Origin of the sequence: Defluviimonas aquaemixtae (genome assembly GCF_900302475.1) — a bacterium.
Taxonomy (GTDB): domain Bacteria; phylum Pseudomonadota; class Alphaproteobacteria; order Rhodobacterales; family Rhodobacteraceae; genus Albidovulum; species Albidovulum aquaemixtae.
Genome location: NZ_OMOQ01000001.1, coordinates 409,146 through 427,634, shown reverse-complemented (window position 1 = coordinate 427,634; position 18,489 = coordinate 409,146). Strand labels below are relative to the sequence as shown.

At 66.9% G+C, this 18,489-nt stretch carries 16 protein-coding genes; 5 read left to right on the top strand and 11 right to left on the bottom strand.

The window, feature by feature from the left end; all coding sequences use genetic code 11:
• Positions 1 to 10: 10 nt before the first annotated feature.
• Entirely contained in the window at positions 11 to 538 is a 528-nt protein-coding gene (locus DEA8626_RS02125) for an SH3 domain-containing protein (RefSeq protein ID WP_108851411.1), read from the bottom strand.
• A 116-nt stretch (positions 539 to 654) separates the two neighbouring features.
• On the opposite strand from DEA8626_RS02125, the gene DEA8626_RS02120 reads away from it, so the two are divergent.
• Complete coding sequence (locus tag DEA8626_RS02120; protein ID WP_108851410.1) at positions 655 to 1,641, top strand: 2-hydroxyacid dehydrogenase; 987 nt, start codon at positions 655 to 657, stop codon at positions 1,639 to 1,641.
• A gap of 115 nt (positions 1,642 to 1,756) precedes the next feature.
• Positions 1,757 to 2,980 carry a hypothetical protein gene (locus tag DEA8626_RS02115; protein WP_108851409.1) on the top strand — a complete coding sequence of 408 codons (1,224 nt, stop codon included), beginning with the start codon at positions 1,757 to 1,759 and terminating at the stop codon, positions 2,978 to 2,980.
• Between the two features lie 3 nt (positions 2,981 to 2,983).
• Here DEA8626_RS02115 and DEA8626_RS02110 read toward each other — a convergent pair whose 3' ends face one another.
• A complete protein-coding gene (locus DEA8626_RS02110) occupies positions 2,984 to 3,958 on the bottom strand; it encodes a quinone oxidoreductase family protein (RefSeq protein WP_108851408.1) in 975 nt (324 codons plus the stop codon).
• Between the two features lie 211 nt (positions 3,959 to 4,169).
• Here DEA8626_RS02110 and DEA8626_RS02105 point away from each other — a divergent pair, with 211 nt between their 5' ends.
• Complete coding sequence (locus tag DEA8626_RS02105) at positions 4,170 to 6,668, top strand: GcvT family protein (protein WP_108851407.1); 2,499 nt, start codon at positions 4,170 to 4,172, stop codon at positions 6,666 to 6,668.
• Between the two features lie 81 nt (positions 6,669 to 6,749).
• Here the strand turns inward: DEA8626_RS02105 and DEA8626_RS02100 are convergent, their stop codons facing one another.
• The 7 genes from DEA8626_RS02100 to coaBC all read right to left on the bottom strand — a co-directional run bounded on the left by DEA8626_RS02100 (position 6,750) and on the right by coaBC (position 14,023).
• Positions 6,750 to 7,088 (bottom strand): carboxymuconolactone decarboxylase family protein, encoded by a 339-nt coding sequence (locus tag DEA8626_RS02100; RefSeq protein WP_108851406.1) that lies wholly within the window; start codon positions 7,086 to 7,088, stop codon positions 6,750 to 6,752.
• Between the two features lie 99 nt (positions 7,089 to 7,187).
• The gene (locus DEA8626_RS02095; RefSeq protein WP_108851405.1) at positions 7,188 to 7,958 is read right to left on the bottom strand and encodes a glycoside hydrolase family 25 protein; all 771 of its coding nucleotides are present in this window, start codon (positions 7,956 to 7,958) and stop codon (positions 7,188 to 7,190) included.
• Positions 7,959 to 8,001: 43 nt separating this feature from the next.
• A complete protein-coding gene (locus tag DEA8626_RS02090; protein ID WP_108851404.1) occupies positions 8,002 to 9,081 on the bottom strand; it encodes an NAD(P)/FAD-dependent oxidoreductase in 1,080 nt (359 codons plus the stop codon).
• A 26-nt stretch (positions 9,082 to 9,107) separates the two neighbouring features.
• Positions 9,108 to 11,135, bottom strand: coding sequence for a M3 family metallopeptidase (locus DEA8626_RS02085; protein ID WP_108851403.1), 2,028 nt, complete (start codon positions 11,133 to 11,135; stop codon positions 9,108 to 9,110).
• A gap of 125 nt (positions 11,136 to 11,260) precedes the next feature.
• Positions 11,261 to 12,304 (bottom strand): HesA/MoeB/ThiF family protein, encoded by a 1,044-nt coding sequence (locus tag DEA8626_RS02080; RefSeq protein WP_108851402.1) that lies wholly within the window; start codon positions 12,302 to 12,304, stop codon positions 11,261 to 11,263.
• Positions 12,301 to 12,768 carry a dUTP diphosphatase gene (gene dut, locus DEA8626_RS02075; protein ID WP_108851401.1) on the bottom strand — a complete coding sequence of 156 codons (468 nt, stop codon included), beginning with the start codon at positions 12,766 to 12,768 and terminating at the stop codon, positions 12,301 to 12,303. Before dut ends, DEA8626_RS02080 begins: the two co-directional genes overlap by 4 nt.
• Positions 12,769 to 12,826: 58 nt before the next feature.
• A complete protein-coding gene (gene coaBC / locus DEA8626_RS02070; RefSeq protein WP_108851400.1) occupies positions 12,827 to 14,023 on the bottom strand; it encodes a bifunctional phosphopantothenoylcysteine decarboxylase/phosphopantothenate--cysteine ligase CoaBC in 1,197 nt (398 codons plus the stop codon).
• Positions 14,024 to 14,177: 154 nt separating this feature from the next.
• Between coaBC and DEA8626_RS02065 the strand changes: the two genes are divergently transcribed.
• Positions 14,178 to 15,047, top strand: a complete 870-nt coding sequence (locus DEA8626_RS02065) for a glutathione S-transferase (protein WP_108851399.1) — start codon at positions 14,178 to 14,180, stop codon at positions 15,045 to 15,047.
• A 54-nt stretch (positions 15,048 to 15,101) separates the two neighbouring features.
• Complete coding sequence (locus tag DEA8626_RS02060; RefSeq protein WP_108851398.1) at positions 15,102 to 16,616, top strand: YifB family Mg chelatase-like AAA ATPase; 1,515 nt, start codon at positions 15,102 to 15,104, stop codon at positions 16,614 to 16,616.
• Here the strand turns inward: DEA8626_RS02060 and DEA8626_RS02055 are convergent.
• Both DEA8626_RS02055 and gshB read right to left on the bottom strand, forming a co-directional pair.
• The gene (locus DEA8626_RS02055; RefSeq protein ID WP_108851397.1) at positions 16,613 to 17,527 is read right to left on the bottom strand and encodes an alpha/beta hydrolase; all 915 of its coding nucleotides are present in this window, start codon (positions 17,525 to 17,527) and stop codon (positions 16,613 to 16,615) included. The genes DEA8626_RS02060 and DEA8626_RS02055 overlap by 4 nt on opposite strands.
• Positions 17,524 to 18,471 carry a glutathione synthase gene (gshB, locus tag DEA8626_RS02050; protein ID WP_108851396.1) on the bottom strand — a complete coding sequence of 316 codons (948 nt, stop codon included), beginning with the start codon at positions 18,469 to 18,471 and terminating at the stop codon, positions 17,524 to 17,526. The genes DEA8626_RS02055 and gshB overlap by 4 nt, the downstream gene beginning before the upstream one ends.
• Between the last annotated feature and the right edge of the window lie 18 nt (positions 18,472 to 18,489).

Below are 18,489 nucleotides of genomic sequence, written 5' to 3'. Positions count from 1 at the left end.
CGATGCCCGGTCAATCACGCAGTTCGTCTGACGTGACGCCCCAGAGCGCCGATTTCTCGACCCAGCCCTTTTGCCTGCCCGCCGCGATCCGGCACCAATCCGCGCCGCATTCACCAAGCCGGCCGATGACGCCGGCCTCGGCCTCGGCCACGACCTGCGAGACCGGGTCCGGACGGGCGTAGAGCGGAGTCCGTTCGGCCTCGAACAGGACGGTGCGGACGCCGGAGAGCAAACTGTAGTATATCCACCCCCCCTGCCCCTCGTGATCCTCGACCCGGCGCCAGTGTCCGAACTCTGCGGTGACGCGCAAGGGCAGGTCGCGCTGCTTGAAGACCCAGTCGATGCGGTGGCTGAGGCTCGGACCCCGGCGGACGTTGCCTTCGGACGCCTTCAGCGAGACGAAGCGCGGCAGGGGCAGGTTCGTCACGGGGCCGCGTGCGCGATCCGTCTGCGCATGTGTCGGCGCCCCCGGCGCGGCGCATAGCAGCGCCAGCAGGGCGATCGCCCGCAACGGTCTTGAGAAGAGTCGTCCGGTCATGTCCTGCTCGTTGGCGGCGCCCAGGCGCCGAATGGTGTTTCGGGGCTTGTGGCCTGCCCCGTTCGGCGGCACTTTGCCAGCAGGGAAGCGGCAATGGAAGAGAGGAGCGAAGGACCATGGGATCGCAGCGTCTGAGTGTTGTCGTCACGCGACGCCTGCCCGAGGTCGTCGAGACCCGGATGAAGGAGCTTTTCGACGTGACGCTGCGCGATCCCGACGAGCGCATGACCCGCGACGAGCTGGTGGCGGCCGCGCGGGGGGCCGACGTGCTTGTGCCCTGTGTGACCGACCAGGTCGATGCGAACCTGCTTGCCCAGGTCGGCGACAAGCTGAAGCTCATCGCGAATTACGGAGCGGGCGTCGATCATATCGACGTGCAGTCCGCCCGCCAGCGCGGCATTCTCGTTTCCAATACGCCGGGTGTCGTGACCGAGGACACGGCCGACATGGCGATGGCGCTGATCCTCGCCGTCACGCGGCGCATTCCCGAGGGGCTCGCGGTGATGCAGGCCGGGACCTGGCAGGGCTGGGCGCCCACCGCCTTCATGGGCGGGCGCGTGGGCGGGCGTCGGCTCGGCATACTCGGCATGGGCCGGATCGGCACGGCGGTCGCCCGCCGAGCGCACGCCTTCGGCCTGCAAATTCACTATCACAACCGTCGGCGCCTCCGGCCCGAGCAGGAGGAGGAGGTTGAGGCGACCTACTGGGAAAGCCTCGACCAGATGGTGAGCCGGATGGACGTGATCTCCATCAACTGCCCGCATACGCCCGCGACATTCCACCTGATGAACGCGCGTCGGCTTAAGCTGATGAAGCCGACGGCGGTTATCGTGAACACCTCGCGCGGCGAGGTGATCGACGAGAACGCGCTGACCCGGATGCTGCGGACCGGCGAGATCGCGGGGGCGGGGCTCGACGTCTACGAGCATGGCAAGGATATCAACCCGCGCCTGAGGGAACTTACCAACGTTGTGCTGCTGCCCCATATGGGCTCCGCCACCGTTGAGGGGCGGGTCGAAATGGGCGAGAAGGTGATCATCAATATCAAGACCTTCGCCGACGGCCACCGCCCGCCCGATCTGGTCGTGCCGGGAATGCTCTGAAGCGGACCTCGTAACCGTTTCCGAACTGCGTGAAAATTTCCCCTCGCAGCCTTATTGAAGCCGCCTTTCAGCGCGACTTTTGCGGGCGGTGACAACGTTGCGGGGGTCCGAGCCTGTGTCGAAAATATTTCTGGGTGCGTTCGTCGTGATCGCCGGGGTCGCGGTCGCGGGCGTCGACTACGTGAACCAGGCAAGGCTGTCCGGGGAGGGGCCGGGCATGTTCGGCTTCGACGCCTACAGACAGACGATTTCCGGCCGGTTCCTCAGCCAGCAGGACGCGATGGCGAAAGCGGCCGAGCGGCGCGACCTGCTCGCCGGGCCGATGCGCAGACATCTCCCCGACGCGCCCGAGGGCTGGACGAGGCGCGACTGGAGCGATGCAGACCGCGTCTTGCTTTCTAAGCAGGCGAAATCGGCGACGGACCTCCTGCCAGAGGAAATCGCGGACGACCCGGTCCTGAAGGCGCTCGGCAAGGCCGACGATGCGGCGCGGATCCGCCGCCAGCAGTCGGAGATCTATGTCTACGAAAGCCCGGACGACCTCGTCTCGCTTCAGCTCACCCGCCTGACGCCGGGCGATGCGGGCGGCCTCGCCGGGATGGCGATGAAGATGGCGGCCAGCAATCTCGAGGCGATGAACGGCAAGGAGGGGTTCGCGATCGTCAGCGGCGTGACCTTCCGGGAGGAGCTTGGCCTTTTCGGCGCAGGCGCAAGCGAACGTGACTACCGGGCCTTCACGGGCAAGATTGGCGAGGAAATCCGTATCTCGGTCCGCGCCCGCGCCGACGAGGCGACGATCGTCGACCTCCTGAACCAGATCGACTACGACCGGCTGAACCGCATGCTGGAAGTGCCCGTCGCAGGGATCGGCAGCGACGCGACCGAGGTTGCGCCCGAAAACCAGAAGGCCGAGGCGGACCGGCGCGTCCGGGAGGCCGCGCACGACCAGCGGACCGAAGCGATTGAGACGCAATTCAAGATGAAAGAAGCCGCGCTCGAACTGAGCCGGCGGGTAGGGTCGATAGACGCGGCGGAATACGAGACCGGCAAGGCCAAGCTCGAGGAGATGCGGAGCCTGATCGAGAAGATGTCCGCCGCGCCGGAGGCGCAGGCGGCAGCAGTATCGGTGCCAGAGGCGACCGGCGAACCTTCGGCCGGCGCGCTTGGACTGCTCACCGGCATTCTCGGCCGGTTCGGTCTCGGCGCCAGCCAGCCCGATCCCGAAACGGGCGGGCCGATCCGTCCCGCAGGCGGCGAACGGACGATCAAGGTCAACGCGTTTGGCGCCGGAAATTGCGGCGGCTCCCAGCTTGGCAAGCGCTGCAAGGTCGGCGAGTGACGCCTAAAGCGTCAGCACCGTCGAACCGGTCGTCCTGCGTGCCTCGAGCGCGCGATGGGCCTCAGCGATCTGATCGAGCGCGAACCGCTGCCCGATCTCGATCTTGACGGCGCCCGAATTCACCTTCGTGAATAGCCGCCCCGCCATCTCTTGGCAGGTCGCGTGATCGCCGATATGCGTGAAGAGCGTGGGCCGCGTGATCTTCAGCGATCCTCGCGCGGCGAGCGTCAGGATGTCGACAGGCGGCACGGGGCCGGAGGCGTTGCCGAACGAGATCATCATGCCGAGCGGCCGCAGCGAGTTCAGCGAGCCCTCGAACGTGTCCTTGCCGACCGAATCCATCACGACGTCGACTCCGCGCCCATTCGTGATTTCGCGCACGCGCTTGGCGAAATCCTCGGTCCGGTAGTTGATCGCATGGGCGGCGCCATGATCAAGCGCCATCTGGCATTTCGCGTCCGAACCGGCGGTCGCGATCAATTCGATGCCCTCGGATTTCGCCCATTGGCAGGCGATCAGCCCCACGCCACCGGCGGCGGCGTGGAAAAGCACCCAATCGCCCTTCGAAATTGGCGTCGTGCGGCTGAATAGATAGTCGACGGTCAGCCCCTTGAGCATCATCGCCGCGCCCTCTTCAAAGGAGATGCCGTCGGGCAGCGGACAGACCTGCCCGGCGGGCATCACGCGCGCTTCGGTATAGGCGCCGGGCGGGCTGGCAGCATAGGCCGCGCGGTCGCCCTCCTTGAGGTGGGTGACGCCCTCACCTACCGCCTCGACCACGCCCGCGGCCTCCATCCCCAAGGCCGAAGGCAGCGTCAGCTTGTAGAGCCCCATGCGCTGATAGACGTCGATGTAGTTCAGCCCGCAGGACTTCTGGGCAATGCGGATTTCGCCCGGGCCGGGATCAGCAACGGGACGTTCGACGAGTTTCAGAACCTCCGGCCCGCCGTGGACCTCGATCACCACTGTGCGCGCCATTCGTCATCCCTCCTACGTCCGTTCGAAATCTGGTCAAGGTTTAGTCGGCGCACCTGACCCGGTCGAGCGCTTTTCGACCGCGCCAAGCGTCAAGTCTGCGGGCGACGCCCGCGCATGTCGTTTTTCCTACGCGTTAGGTCGGGCTGACCTTTCCGCGTTTTTGCTGCTCTGGCAGATAGGGTCCAATTTTGAAGCTCCGAGGAGTCGGCTCATGAAAACCCATGTCAAAGCCCTTGTCGTAGGCGGCGGTGCCGTCGGAGCAGGGATTGCCTATCACCTGGCCAAGGCGGGCTGGGATACGATGCTGGTCGAGCGGGACGAACTGACCTCGGGCTCGACCTGGCACGCCGCGGGGCTCCTGCCGCTGTTCAACATGTCCTATGCCACCACTCACATCCACAAGTATTCAGTCGACTTCTACAAGACGCTCGAGGCCGAGACCGGGTTGAACGCGGGATTCTACATCGTGGGCAATCTGCGCATGGCCCAGACCGACGCGCGGATGGACGAATACATGCTTTACTCGTCCGTGGCCGAAACCGCCGACGTCTACCACGAATTCCTGACACCGGCGCAGATCAAGGAGCGCTGGCCGCTTGTCCGGTCAGACGACCTGAAAGGCGCGCTGTTCCACCCGCAGGACGGCTACATCAACCCCGCCGACGTGACCCAGGCGATGGCCAAGGGCGCCCGCCAACACGGCGTGACGATCGAGCGCAAGTGGCAGGTCGATGCCTACCGCTGGACCGGGTCGGAATGGATCGTGACACTGACGAAGATGGTCGAGAAGGGTGGCAACCTCGTGCCCTCCGACGAGCAGACCGAAGTACGCGCCGAGCACGTCGTGACCGCCACGGGCAACCACGCCCAGCGCACCGCGCGGCTTCTCGGCATCAAGATCCCGGCGATTCCGGTCGAGCACCAGTACATCGTGACCGAACCGGACCCGATGCTGCAGGAGTACCGCAAGAACAACCCCGAACACCCCGTCCTGCGCGACGCCGACGCCAAGTGGTACGTCCGCGAGGAGCGCGGCGGCTGGATCCTCGGGCCCTACGAACACGGCGCGCCGGCCCGGTTCTGCTACGACGTGCCGGAAAGCTTCCGCGCCGACCTCTTCCCGCTCGATCTGGAGCGGATCGAGGAGGAATACATGTCGATGATCCACCGGATCCCATCCTCCGAGGAGGTGGGCCTGAAGGACGATTTCAATGGCCCGATCTGCTACACGCCGGACGGCAACCCGCTGGTCGGCCCCGCGCCGGGGCTGCGCAACATGTGGCTGGCCGAGGGCTTTTCCTTCGGGATCACGGCGGCGGGCGGCACCGGCCACTACCTCGCCCAGATGATGACGGAAGGCGAGGCCGAGATCGACATGGCCTCGCTCGACCCGAAGCGCTACGGTTCTTGGATGACGTCCGAATACGCTGCACGGAAGAACGAGGAGTGCTATTCCCACGTCTTCATCCTCCACCATCCCGACGAAGAGCGCGAAGCCTGCCGCCCCTTGCGCACCGCGCCCGCCTATGACCGCCAGAAGGCTCTCGGCGCGCAGTTCGGCCAGGTGAACGGCTGGGAGCGTCCGAACTATTACGGGCCGAAGGACGCGCCCGAGAGCTTCGACCACGACTCGCGGTCGTTCCGGCGTGGCGGCTGGTGGCAGTATGCAGTGGACGAGGCAAAGGCGATCCGCGAGACCGCCGGCCTCATCGACGCGACCGCGTTTACCAAGCACATCGTGCGCGGCCCGGGCGCGACGGCGTTCCTCGACTGGTTCACCTGCAACGCTTTGCCAAAGGTCGGTCGCATCAACCTGACCTACGCGCTGACGGAAGCGGGCACGACGCGGACGGAATACACGATCGTCAGGAACGGTGAGAACGACTACTACCTCGTCTCGGCCGGGGCCTGGACCGCCTACGACGCGGACTACCTGAAGAAATCGGCCGAGGACTTCATCGCGAATGGCGGCGCGCATGTCGATATCCACGACGTCACGACCCAGTGGGGCGTCTTCGCCATCGCCGGTCCGAAGTCGCGCGACATCCTGAAAGAGATCATCAAGGATGCCGACCCGGAAACCGCGCTCTCGAACAAGCGCTTCCCCTGGCTCTCGGCACGCAAGATCGAACTTGGCATGTGCCCGGTCAACGCGATCCGCGTGGCCTATACGGGCGAACTCGGCTGGGAGTTGCACCACCCGATCGAAATGCAGCGCTACCTCTGGGACCTGCTCCTCGAGGCAGGCGCAAAACATGGCATGAAGCTCGTCGGCGCCCGAGCCCAGAACTGGCTGCGTCAGGAGAAATCCTACCGCGCCTTCGGTACCGAGCTTGGCCGCGACGCGACGCCGATGGAGGCCGGGCTTGACCGCTTCATCGACCTGTCGAAGGAATTCCGGGGCAAACAGGCGATGATCGACACCGGCGTGCGGTTCAAATGCGTAACCGTGCTGATCGACGGGCCGGACGACACCGATCCCTGGGGCAAGGAGGCGCTGCTGTCGGGCGGCAAGAAGGTCGGCCGCCTGACCTCGGGCGGCTGGTCGGTCGCCTTCGGCAAGCAGATCGGCATGGGCTACGTCAGCCCGGAGCTGGCCGAGGTCGGAACCAAGCTGAAGGTGCGGATGCTCAGGCAGGAATGGGATGCCGAAGTGGTCGAGGACAGCCCGTTCGATCCGAAGAACGAGCGCATCCGCGTCAACGGCTGACGCGGCCGGCGAGGCCGGGGGCCCTGCCCCCGGACCCCCGAGGTATTTGCGGCAAGATGAAGTCGGGGCGGGCTGCCGCCCTTATTCCGCAGCCAGCTCGTCCCAGCAGGCGAGCGCGCGTGCGGAATACATCAGCGTCGGGCCACCGCCCATCTGGACCGCCATGGCGAGGACGTCCCCGAGTTCCTCGCGCGTGGCGCCCGCCTTCATCAGCGCCTCGACATGGAAATCGATGCAGGGCTCGCAGCGCAAAGCCACGGCCATGCCGAGCGCGACGTACTCCTTTTCCTTCACGCTCAGCGGCCCGTTCTCCTTCACCGCATTCGACAGCGCGCCGAACGCGCCTGCCGCCGCAGGAATGGCCTTGTGAAGCGCGCGCAGTTCGGCGCGCGTCCTGTCGATTTCGTTCCGGTAACTCATCTCCGCCTCCGCGATGTCCTTTGACGCACGGATCGCATGCGAGCGCGGAGACGGCCTTGACCTCGCTCAAATCAGGCCGTCTCGCGGCGGCAAGCCTAGTCAGAGGCGGCGGCGTGCGAGCCAGGAGGCCCACTGCGCCTCGGAGCCGGCGAAGGTGTTGAGATCCGCCTTGCCCGAGATGCCGGGCACGATGCCGGTGCCGGTATATTGCCAGAAGCTCCAGCGCTGGCCCTTGTAGATGTCGCGCGGATGGCCCGCGACGGAGCGCAGCCAGAATTCCTCGCCGCCGAGCTTCGAAAGCTCGTTGTCGCGCCAGAAATCGACCGAGGTGTAGATGATCGGCCGCTGCCCGTAATGCGCGCCGACGAGGCTCTGGAAGGCGCGGATCTCGGCCCGGATGTGTGCGGGGTCCGGCCGCAGGCGGCAGGTGCGGGACTGGTGGTTCCATTCGACGTCCAGCACCGGCGGCAGCGCGCCCCGGCTGCGCGGCACGTTGGCGATGAACCAGCGCGCCTGCTCGGCTGCGGGCCGGCAGAGATAGAAAAAGTGATAGGCGCCGCGCGGCACGCCGGCGCGGCCCGCGCCCCGCCAGTTCGCCTTGAACATCGGATCGGCGTGATCACCGCCCTCGGTCGACTTAATGAAGGCGAAGGCCACCCCAGATCGCCTAACCTTGCGCCAGTCGATGTCGCCCTGATAGCGCGAGACGTCGATGCCGTGGACCGGGTGATGCGCGGGCGTGATGCCGCTCCAGTCATAGGGATCGATGTCGCTGAAGCGGTTCGGGATGCCGGCGACCTTGCCGCCACCGCCACATCCGGTCACCGCGATGAGGGCTATTGTTGCGAGAATTCGCCCGATCTGTCCCATTTCGCTGTCCCCTGCTCGTGTTCTTGCTCTTGGCGCAAGAGTGTCACGAAAAGCGCTTCGGCGAAAGAGTCTCGATGATTGCGGCGTCGATTTCCGGGGACCGGCCGGCGACGAGGTCGGCGAGAAGCCGGCTGGCCGCCGGTGCAGTCTGGAAACCGTATCCGCCCTGCCCGGCGAGCCAGAGAAAATCGGGCTGGCTGGAGTCGCGGCCGATGACCAGCACGCGGTCCGGCGCGAAGGTACGGAGTCCAGCCCATGTGGCAATCGGGCGCGTGACCGGTTCTGTCACGTGCGCCTCGTAGCGCGCGAGCCCTTCGGCGAGCACCATGTCATCGGCCCAGGCGTCGTGAGGATGCGAGGGGGCCTCCTCCGCCGAGGAAACAATCAGCGCACCGGCATCGGGCTTGGCGTACCAGCTTTCGCCGGTGCCGAAGATCATCGGCCACGCGGCAACGTCGCGCCGGCCGGGCGCGGCGATTCGGGCCATCGAGCGGCGAAGCGGCGCGAGACCGATGGGACGGACCCCCGCCATCCGCGCGACCTCGTCCGCCCAGGCACCTGCGGCGTTTACGATGAAACGGGCGGCGTAGATCGCGCCGCCCGCCTCGACGTGCCAACGCCCGTCTGCGCGGGCGATGGCGGTGACGCGGCGACCGGTCACGATCCGCGCCTTGTTCGCGCGCGCGGCGCGGGCGAAGTTCTGGATCAGGCGGTCGGTGTCGATATCCCACGCATGATCGCCGAAGGCGGTGAAGGCGACAGCGGCAGGGTCGAGGATCGGCACGAGCCCCCGCGCTTCAACAAGGCTCATGTCATCCATCGCCATCGATCTGCGGTCGGCGTCGAATGCGGAGCGTTCGTACTGGCCCGCGACGAGCAACAGGCCGCGCTTGGAAAGGACGCCACCGCCCTCTTCGCGAAGATGCCCCTCGCTGGCCCGAGACAGATTGGCGACCGGGGCAGGTCCGTAATTCGGCTCGTAAAGCGCGGCCGAGCGACCAGAAGCGTGGTAGGCAAGGTGACCCTCGGCCTCCACAAGCGTCACAGCGCCCAAGTGCGACAGGCGCGCGGCGGCCGAGATGCCGGCGATCCCGCCCCCGACAATGAGGAAATCGGCCGTCATCTGTCCTTCACGCCGCGCGGCCCGGATCACGCCGGTTCAAGAAGCCCCCTGCCCTTCAAAAGCGGTTCCACCCCTGGCATCCGGCCGCGGAAGGCGGAGTAGAGTGCGTCCGGCTCCTGCGATCCGCCGGCCGAGAGGATATGCGCCTCGAGCCGCTTCGCGGTTGCGGCATCGAACGGATCGCCCGCCTCGCGGAACGCCTCGAAGGCGTCGGCGTCCATGACCTCGGACCACATGTAGCTGTAGTAGCCCGCCGAATAGCCGTCGCCCGCGAAGACATGGGCGAAATGCGGCGTCGCGTGGCGCATGCGGATCGCGCGCGGCAGGCCGATCTCGGCCAGCACCTTCTCCTGGACCGCCATCGGATCGGTGGGCGCCGCGCCTTCGTGGAACGCCAGATCGACGAGCGCCGAGGCGAGGTATTCGACGGTCGCGAAGCCCTGGTCGTAGGTCGTGGCCGCGATCAGCCGGTCGCGCAGCTGCACGGGGATCGGCTCGCCGGTCGTCGCGTGGCGGGCATGGCGATCCAGCACTTCGGGTACTTCCAGCCAGTGCTCGTAGAGCTGGCTTGGCAACTCGACGAAGTCGCGTGCGACGGCGGTGCCGGAGATGAAACCGTAGGTCACGTCCGACAGTATCTGATGCAGCGCATGGCCGAACTCGTGAAACAGCGTGCGCGCGTCGTCCCAGGACAATAGCGCCGGCTTGCCTTTGGAAGGCTTGGCGAAGTTGCAGACATTGACCACGATCGGCCGCTGGTCACCCCCAAGTTTTCGCTGGGTTCGGAAGGCCGAACACCACGCTCCCGACCGCTTGGACGCGCGGGCGAAATAGTCACCGACGAAGACTGCGACATGCCGCCCGTCGCGCAATACTTCCCATGCGCGGGCGTCGGGATTGTAGAGCTTGGCGTCGATCGGCCTGAATGTCAGCCCGAACAGTCGGTGCGCGCAGTCGAAGGCAGCCTCGATCATCGCGTCGAGCGCGAAATAGGGCTTTAGCTCCGCCTCGTCGAGGTCATGCTCGGCCTTGCGCCGCCGCTCGGCGTAGTAGCGCCAGTCCCAAGGCTCGAACTCGCCGTTGATGCCGTCATCGCGCATCATCTTCGCAAGGATCGCGGCATCGTCCTCGGCGCGCGCCCGGGCAGGTTTCCAGACCTGCATCAGAAGGTCGCGCACCGCGCCGGGCGTCTTGGCCATCTCAGGCTCCAGCTTGTAGGCTGCAAAGCTCTCGTAGCCGAGAAGCTTCGCGCGCTCCTCCCTCAGCTTCAGGATTTCCGCGGCCAGGCCGCGATTGTCCGTCTCACCCCCATTCGCACCCCGCGCCAGCCATGCCTTGAATGCCTTCTCGCGCAAGTCGCGGCGCGTCGAGAATTGCAGGAACGGCACGATGAGCGAGCGGTTGAGCGTCAACACGTGACCCTCCTGCCCGCGCTCCTCGGCTGCCGCCTTGGCAGACGCGACGACAAAATCCGGCAGGCCCTCGAGATCGCCCTCGGCGAGTGGAAGCGCCCAATCACGCTCGTCGGCCAGAAGATTCTGGGAGAAGGCGGTCGACAGAACCGCGAGCCTCTCCTTCACTTCCGACATGCGCTTGCGCGCCGCCTCGTCGAGCGCGGCGCCCGCGCGGACGAACATCCGGTGGTAAAGCTCCAGCACGCGACGCTGTTCCGGAATGAGGCCGAGCGAGTCGCGGGCCTCCCACAGCGCCTCGATCCGACGAAAGAGCGGTGCGTTCATCGTGACCTCGGACGAAAACGCCGCCATCTTCGGGGCGAGTTCGCGCTGCAACGCCTCGCGTTCGGGCGTCGAATCCGCACCAACGAGATTGTAGAAAACCCCTGCCACCCGGTCGAGCGTCTCCTCGGCAAGCTCCATCGCCTCTATCGTGTTGGCGAATGTCGGCGGCTCTCCGCTCTCCGCGATCGTCGCGACTATGGCTCGTGCCTCGGCGAACGCCGTCTCGAAGGCAGGCGCGAAATCGGCGTCGCTTATCGCCGCGAACGGCGGCAGTGCAAAATCTCCGGTCCAGCGGGCAAGAAGCGGATTGGTCATGTGGCATCTCCTTCGGCCGCGACGCTAGACCGCACGGTCAGGATTGACCAGATCCGCCGTCTTCGTTGCCCAGATACCTCCACCGGAGGCCGGGCAAGCGGGGGTTCGAAGTCGCCCGCGGCGGTTCAGACCTTCCCGCAGACCCTGCAGTCTGGGCTGCGCTTCAGCGCGATCTGTCGGCTCTCGCCGTAAAGCGCGTCGTAGATCAGCATTCGCCCGCGCAACGTCTCGCCCGCGCCCGTGATCTCCTTGATCGCCTCGACGGCCATCATCGCGCCCACGACGCCTGGCAGCGCACCCATCACGCCGGCGACCGCGCAGGCCGGCGCGAGCCCGTCGGCGGGACGATCGGGGAAGATGCAGGCATAGCAGGGCGCGCCGTTGGCGGGGTCGTAGAGGCTGATCTGCCCTTCCCACTGGGTGATCGCGGCCGAGATGAGCGGCCTTTTCGCCGCGACCGCCGCGGCGTTCACCAGATAGCGCGTGCCGAAATTGTCCGACCCGTCGAGGATCAGGTCGTAGTCCGCGAAAAGTGCCTCGGCCTCCTCTTCCGCGAGACGCCGGTTGTAGGGCCGGACCGCGATGAACGGGTTGAGCGCCCTCATCGCCGCCTCGGCCGAGAACACCTTGGGCTGGCCGATCCGCGCGTCGGTATGGATCACCTGCCGCTGGAGGTTGGAACTCGAGACCTCGTCGTCGTCGATCACCCCGATCGTGCCGACCCCAGCGGCGGCGAGATAGAGAAGCGCGGGCGAGCCGAGGCCGCCTGCCCCGACGACGAGTACTTTTGCCTCCTTGAGCCGTTTCTGGCCCGGCCCGCCGACCTCGCGCAGGACGATGTGACGCGCGTAGCGGTCAAGCTCGGCTTCCGAGAAGCTGCCGCCGGATGCGGCAGGCGTACCGGCGGGCGCCGAAACCCGCGCGCGGTCCCAAAGACGCATCACCCCCGCGCGGTAGAGCATCACGAGCCCCGCGCCCACCCCGAGTGCCGCCCAGGAGCGCCAATCGCCGCCGAGCGCGCGCGTCACCGGATGTTCCACGGGCAGCACGAGATGGGCGAGAAGCGCACCGACCCAGACGAGCGTAAGCGTCAGCGCGATCATCCGCGCCGGAAGCCGGAGCGCGAGCCCGAGCGCCACGAGACCACCGGCGATGAGGATCACGGTCATCGTCGCCCCGTCGAGCCGAACCCGCCCGCACCGCGCGCGGTGTCGCCGAGCGCCGCGACCTCGGCGAAGTCGGCCTGCACGACCGGCGCGACGATCATCTGGGCAATGCGCTCTCCGTGCGCGATCGTGACCGGCTCGGCCCCGAGATTGATCACGAGAACGCCGAGCGGCCCGCGATAGTCGCTGTCGATCGTGCCGGGCGTATTCGGGAGCGAGATACCATGCCTCAGCGCGAGCCCGGAGCGCGGCCGGATCTGCGCCTCGAACCCCGCCGGGATTTCGATCCGCAGCCCGGTCGGGACGATCCGCCGTTCCATCGGCACGAGAATGACCCCGCCCGCGCGCTCCGCCTCGGGCAGGTTCGCCCGGAGGTCCGCGCCCGCCGCGCCCGCCGTCTCGTAGGACGGCAGGGCAACATCCGGATCGGCCCAGTCCTCGCGCATGACCCGCATCGTGGGTCGCATCCCCAGCCCCTTCCTCTTGCCGGAAATACCTCCGCCGGAGGCATCCGTGCTCTCCGTCTCAGACCAGCGACTCGGCGATGCGCACCGCGAGCCGCCGCGCGACCTCGTCCTTGGGCAGCCGCGGCCATTCCTCGGCACCATTGCCGGTGATCAGCGTCACCGCGTTCTCCGTGCCGCCCATTATCCCGGTCGCCGGTGTGACGTCGTTGGCGACGATCCAGTCGCACTTTTTTCGTGCCCGCTTCGCCTCGGCATGGGCCTGAACGTCGTCAGTCTCGGCTGCGAAGCCGACGACCAATTTCGGGCGTCCCTTCTTCATGCTCGCGACCGTGGCGAGAATGTCGGGATTCTCGGCGAAGTCGAGCTCCGGCGACTTGCCCGACCCGTCCTTCTTCATCTTCGAGCCAGACGCGTTCACCACGTGCCAATCGGCGACCGCAGCCGCGAACACGGCCGCGTCGGCCGGTAGCGCCGCCGTCACCGCGTCGCGCATCTCGACGGCGGTCTGGACGGCAACCACCTCGACCCCGCCGGGCGGCGGCACCGCCGCGGGACCGGTCACGAAGGTCACCCTTGCGCCGAGATCCCTTAGCGCTCGGGCGAGGGCCGTGCCTTGCGCCCCCGACGACCGGTTGGCGATGTACCGCACCGGGTCGATCGGCTCGTGCGTCGGCCCCGAGGTCACGATCACGTGGCGGCCCTTGAGCGGCCCATCGCCAAGAACCGCCTCGATGCCCGCGACGATCTCCAGCGGCTCGGCCATCCGGCCCGGCCCGTATTCGCCGCAGGCCATGTCGCCCTCATTCGGTCCGACGAAGCGGATGTCGTCGGCGCGCAGGGTCGCGATGTTGCGCTGTGTCGCGCGGTGCAGCCACATGCGGACGTTCATTGCGGGCGCGATCAGCACCTTCTTGTCGGTCGCCATCAGAAGCGTCGAGGCCAGGTCGCCGGCGTGCCCGCCCGCCATCTTGGCCATCAGATCGGCTGTCGCGGGCGCCACGACCACGAGGTCAGCCGCGCGGGATAGCTCGATATGCCCCATCTCGGCCTCGTCCGTCAGGTCGAAGAGGTGCCGGTAGCACTTCTCGCCCGCGAGCGCCGCGGTCGACAGGGGCGTCACGAATTCCTCGGCCGCCTTCGTCAAGACCGGCGTCACGGCCGCGCCACGTTCCCGAAGCCGGCGGATGAGGTCCAGCGACTTGTAGGCCGCGATGCCGCCGCCGATGATCAGAAGGATGCGCTTGCCGGACAGCATGTGGGCCCCTTTGGCTCGTGTCCCCAAGGATTAGGTCGCGCCCGACCTGATGACAAGCCGCAGTGGATCACGCTTCGTGATGAGGCGCCGCACGAATCCGAACGTGCGCTCGCGCCCTCGCCCCGCTAGTTTCGCCAAGAAAAGGAGATATCCCATGACGTATCACCTCGCGATAGGGGACCGCAGCTATTCCAGTTGGTCGCTGAGGGGCTGGCTCCTTTTTGAGAAGTTCGGAATTCCGGTCAGGGTGCGTACCGGCATCCTCTATACCGACGATTTCCAGCGGCTGCTGGCAGAGTTCCCGCCCGCCCGGCTGGTCCCTGCGATCCGCACACCCGATGGCGAGGTGATCGGCGAAAGCCTCGCCATCGCCGAGACGCTGGCCGAGCGCCATCCCGACGCCGGGCTATGGCCTGACGACCCGGCCGCCCGCGCCATGGCGCGCTACATGGCGGCCGAGATGTGCGCGGGCTTTCCCGCTTTGCGCGGAGACTGCCCGATGAACCTGCTCGTAAGCTACGAAGACAGCCAGCCGCGGCCTGAGGTTCGGGCCGATCTGGCGCGGATCGAGCTCATCTGGTCGCGTGCGCGCGGCCGCTTCGGCGAGGCCGGACCCTGGCTATTCGGTCGCTACACGGCGGCGGACGCCTTCTTCGCCCCGGTGGCGACACGGATCGCGACCTACAACTTGCCCGTATCGGACGTCGCGCAAGCCTATGTCGCAGCGCATCTCGCCGACCCCGCTTTCCGGCGCTGGCGCGCGATGGGGATTGCCGAAAACCGATTGCAGCCGGGCTACGACAAACCTTATCCGCGGCGGCCCTGGCCGGGACCTGTGCCGCGCACCGCGGAGTTGGCCGAAGGTCCTGCCGAAAACGACGCCTGCCCCTTTTCTGGCAAGCCCGCGACCGATTTCCTGCATCTCGACGGCCGGGTCTGGGGCTTCTGTAACGCCTTCTGCCGGGACAAGACGATGGCCGACCCCGAAGCCTGGCCCGCCTTCAGTCAGTTGATTGCGCGTTAACCATTCCTAAACCACGCGCGGAGTACCCGTTAACCAAAGTTAAGGGGACGGCTCATGGTCGCGCGCACCTACACGGTCGCTTTCGAAGGTGTCGAGGCCCGCATTGTCGAGGTGCAATGTGCCGTCTCTGCGGGAATGCCGGCCTTCTCTGTCGTGGGCTTGCCCGACAAGGCGGTGAGCGAGGCGCGCGACCGGGTCCGCGCGGCGCTGACCGCCCTGTCCATCGCGCTGCCGTCGAAGCGGATCACGGTGAACCTCTCCCCCGCCGACCTGCCCAAGGAGGGTTCGCATTTCGACCTGCCGATCGCGCTCGCGCTTCTCGCCGCCATAGACATCATCCCGCGCGAGGACGCCGAGGCGACCGTCGCGCTCGGCGAACTGTCGCTCGACGGGCGGCTCGTTCCGGTCATCGGGGCACTTCCTGCCGCGATGGCGGCGGCGGAGGAGGAGCGAACGCTCCTTTGCCCGAAGGCCTGCGGACCCGAGGCCGCCTGGGTCGAGGCGACACCGGTGATCGCGGCGGGCTCGCTCGCCGAGGTTTTGGGACACTTTACCGGCCAGGCGCCAATCGCCCCGGCCCAGCCGGGCGAGGTGATGGGCGCCCGCGCCGACCGCGACCTGCGCGACGTGAAAGGTCAAGAACGCGCCAAGCGCGCGCTTGAGATCGCGGCGGCGGGGCGGCATCACCTGTTGATGGTCGGTACGCCGGGATCCGGCAAGTCGATGCTGGCCGCGCGCATGCCCGGCATCCTGCCGCCTCTTTCAGCGGTCGAGGCGTTGGAGACTTCGATGATCCACTCGCTTTCGGGTTTGCTCGAGGAAGGCGGCATCAGCCGGACGCGGCCGTTCCGGGAGCCTCATCACACCGCCTCGATGGCTGCCATCGTCGGCGGCGGGCGGGGCGCGAAGCCGGGTGAGATCAGCCTTGCCCACAACGGAGTTCTTTTCCTCGACGAGTTACCCGAGTTCCCCCGCGCGGTCCTCGAAACCTTGCGCCAACCGATCGAGACCGGCGAGGTCGTCGTCGCCCGCGCCAACGCGCATATCCGCTATCCTTGCCGATTTCTGATGGTCGCCGCCGCCAATCCCTGCAAATGCGGCTATCTGAGCGAGCCGTCCCGCTCATGCGCCCGCGTCCCGCAGTGCGGCGAAGATTATCTTGGCCGCATCTCGGGTCCACTCATGGACCGAGTCGACTTGCGCGTCGAAGTGCCGCCGGTGGCCTATGCCGATCTCGACCTGCCCGATGCGGGCGAAGCCTCGGCGACCGTGGCGGAACGGGTGGCTGCGGCACGGAGCGCGCAGGCCAAGCGGTTCGAGGATCACCCCGGGGTGCGTGTCAACGCCGATGCCGAGGGCCGGTTGCTTGAGGACGTGGCGAGCCCGGACCCCGAAGGCCGCGATCTACTCGCCAAGGTGGCCGAACGCTTCGGCCTGTCGGCGCGGGGCTATCACCGCATCCTGCGCGTCGCGCGCACCATTGCCGACCTTGCCGGGTCGAAAGACGTCCGAAAGCCTCATGTGGCCGAAGCGGTCAGCTACCGGCTCAGCGTTCAGGAGGGGCGCTAAGCGCAGCACGGCACAAGACTTGCCCTGAGAAATTCGGCCGCGGACTTCAGTGCGGCATCGGCCTCAGGGATGCGTCCCGCGAAGACGGGCCAGGCATGCGGCGTGTCAGGCCAGACCTGAAGCTCCGCCTCCACGCCCTCGCATTTCAACCGCTCGGCGAAGCGTCGTGAATCGTCAAAAAGGATCTCGCGCGCCGAGACTTGGAACAACACCGGCGGGCAGCCAGGGAAGTCGGCGAAAAGTGGTGAAGCGCGGGGATCCTCGGGAGGGTGGTCACCAAGCGCGAAGCGCACAAGGTCGGGCATCCTTTCGGCGGGAAGGAACGGATCGGACCCGGCGTTGTCGCGGCAGGAAGCGCCCGAGCCGGTCATATCTGTCCAGGCGGAAAAGACAGCGGCGGCGGCGGGCGGTGTTCCCCTTCGGCAGAGTTGCGCCAGAAGCGAGAGGGCGAGCCCGCCGCCCGCGCTGTCGCCGGCCAGCACAATTCGCCTTGGCCGGAGGCCCTGACGGACGAGCGCGCACCACGCAGCCAAAGCGTCGTCCTGCGCGGCCGGGAAGCGGTGTTCGGGGGCGAGCCGGTATTCAGGCGCGCAGGCCGGAACACCTATGCGCCGCGCAAGGCGGCAGATGATTCCCCGATGGGTCATGGGCGACCCCGCAGTGTAGCCGCCGCCATGGAAATACAGAAGCGCCGCACTTGGCTCGACGCGGTCAGGAGTAAACCACGTGAGCGGCGGCACAGGCGGGTCGGCCGCGATGCGCTGCATCGCGGTTCCTCGCGGTCCGGCCAGAAGACGGCGGGCGCTGAACTCGAATTCCCGCCGCGCTGTAAGAGGATCGCGCGTGGCCCTGAGCCGCGGCTTCACGATCGTGCGGATCATGAGCTTGAGCAGGCGGAGCCTGAGGCTCATCGCCCTGAGCGCCGCGCCTCGATCGCCTGCCAGATCAGTCGGGCGACATTGGTGCCGTCGAACCGTTCGAGTTCCTGAATGCCGGTCGGAGAGGTCACGTTGATCTCAGTCAGCCAGTCGCCAATCACATCGATCCCGACGAAGATCTGCCCCTTCTCGCGCAGCGTGGGTCCAATCGCCGCGCAAATCTCACGGTCGCGGTCGGAGAGGCCGATCTTCTCAGGCCGGCCACCGACATGCATGTTCGACCGCGTCTCGCCTTCTGCCGGAATGCGGTTGATCGCGCCCACGGGCTCACCGTCGACGAGAATGATGCGCTTGTCACCTTCGACCACAGCGGGAACATACTGCTGCGCGATCAGAGGCTCGCGGTTCATGCCGATGAACAGCTCGTGCAGCGAGGCGAGGTTGCGGTCGTTTGGGTCGAGCCGGAAGACACCCGCGCCACCGTTGCCGTAGAGCGGCTTGAGGATGATGTCGCCATGTGCGGCTTTGAAGGCACGGATCGCGGCGAGGTCGCGCGCGATCAGCGTCGGGGGTGTGAGGTCGGGGAAGGTCAGGACGAGGAGCTTTTCGGGGTAGTTCCTGACCCAGAAGGGGTCGTTCACCACAAGCGTCCGGGGATGGATCATGTCCAGCAGATGCGTCGTCGTGATGTAGCCCATGTCGAAGGGCGGGTCCTGGCGCAGCCAGACAACGTCCCAGTCAGCCAGGTCGACTTCGGTCTCGGCGCCGAGCGTGAAGTGGTTTCCCTTCTCGCGCCGAAGCTCCAGAGGCCAGCCATGGGCTAGCACGCGCCCTTCGCGATAGATGAGCCTTCCGGGCGTATAGTAAAAAAGCTCGTGCCCGCGTTCCTGAGCCTCGATCGCGATGCGAAAGCTCGAATCGGCGTTGATGTCGATCCGCTCGATCGGGTCCATCTGGATCGCCACCTTTAGTCCCATGCGCGCCGCCCCGTGTCA

Coding starts and splice junctions, on each gene's coding strand:
- DEA8626_RS02065 (WP_108851399.1), top strand. CDS start 14,178: ATGACGTATCACCTCGCGATAGGGGACCGCAGCTATTCCAGTTGGTCG.
- DEA8626_RS02100 (WP_108851406.1), bottom strand. CDS start 7,088: ATGAGTTACCGGAACGAAATCGACAGGACGCGCGCCGAACTGCGCGCG.
- DEA8626_RS02085 (WP_108851403.1), bottom strand. CDS start 11,135: ATGACCAATCCGCTTCTTGCCCGCTGGACCGGAGATTTTGCACTGCCG.
- DEA8626_RS02120 (WP_108851410.1), top strand. CDS start 655: ATGGGATCGCAGCGTCTGAGTGTTGTCGTCACGCGACGCCTGCCCGAG.
- DEA8626_RS02110 (WP_108851408.1), bottom strand. CDS start 3,958: ATGGCGCGCACAGTGGTGATCGAGGTCCACGGCGGGCCGGAGGTTCTG.
- gshB (WP_108851396.1), bottom strand. CDS start 18,471: ATGGGACTAAAGGTGGCGATCCAGATGGACCCGATCGAGCGGATCGAC.
- DEA8626_RS02080 (WP_108851402.1), bottom strand. CDS start 12,304: ATGACCGTGATCCTCATCGCCGGTGGTCTCGTGGCGCTCGGGCTCGCG.
- dut (WP_108851401.1), bottom strand. CDS start 12,768: ATGCGACCCACGATGCGGGTCATGCGCGAGGACTGGGCCGATCCGGAT.
- DEA8626_RS02055 (WP_108851397.1), bottom strand. CDS start 17,527: ATGAGCCTCAGGCTCCGCCTGCTCAAGCTCATGATCCGCACGATCGTG.
- DEA8626_RS02060 (WP_108851398.1), top strand. CDS start 15,102: ATGGTCGCGCGCACCTACACGGTCGCTTTCGAAGGTGTCGAGGCCCGC.
- DEA8626_RS02095 (WP_108851405.1), bottom strand. CDS start 7,958: ATGGGACAGATCGGGCGAATTCTCGCAACAATAGCCCTCATCGCGGTG.
- coaBC (WP_108851400.1), bottom strand. CDS start 14,023: ATGCTGTCCGGCAAGCGCATCCTTCTGATCATCGGCGGCGGCATCGCG.
- DEA8626_RS02125 (WP_108851411.1), bottom strand. CDS start 538: ATGACCGGACGACTCTTCTCAAGACCGTTGCGGGCGATCGCCCTGCTG.
- DEA8626_RS02090 (WP_108851404.1), bottom strand. CDS start 9,081: ATGACGGCCGATTTCCTCATTGTCGGGGGCGGGATCGCCGGCATCTCG.
- DEA8626_RS02105 (WP_108851407.1), top strand. CDS start 4,170: ATGAAAACCCATGTCAAAGCCCTTGTCGTAGGCGGCGGTGCCGTCGGA.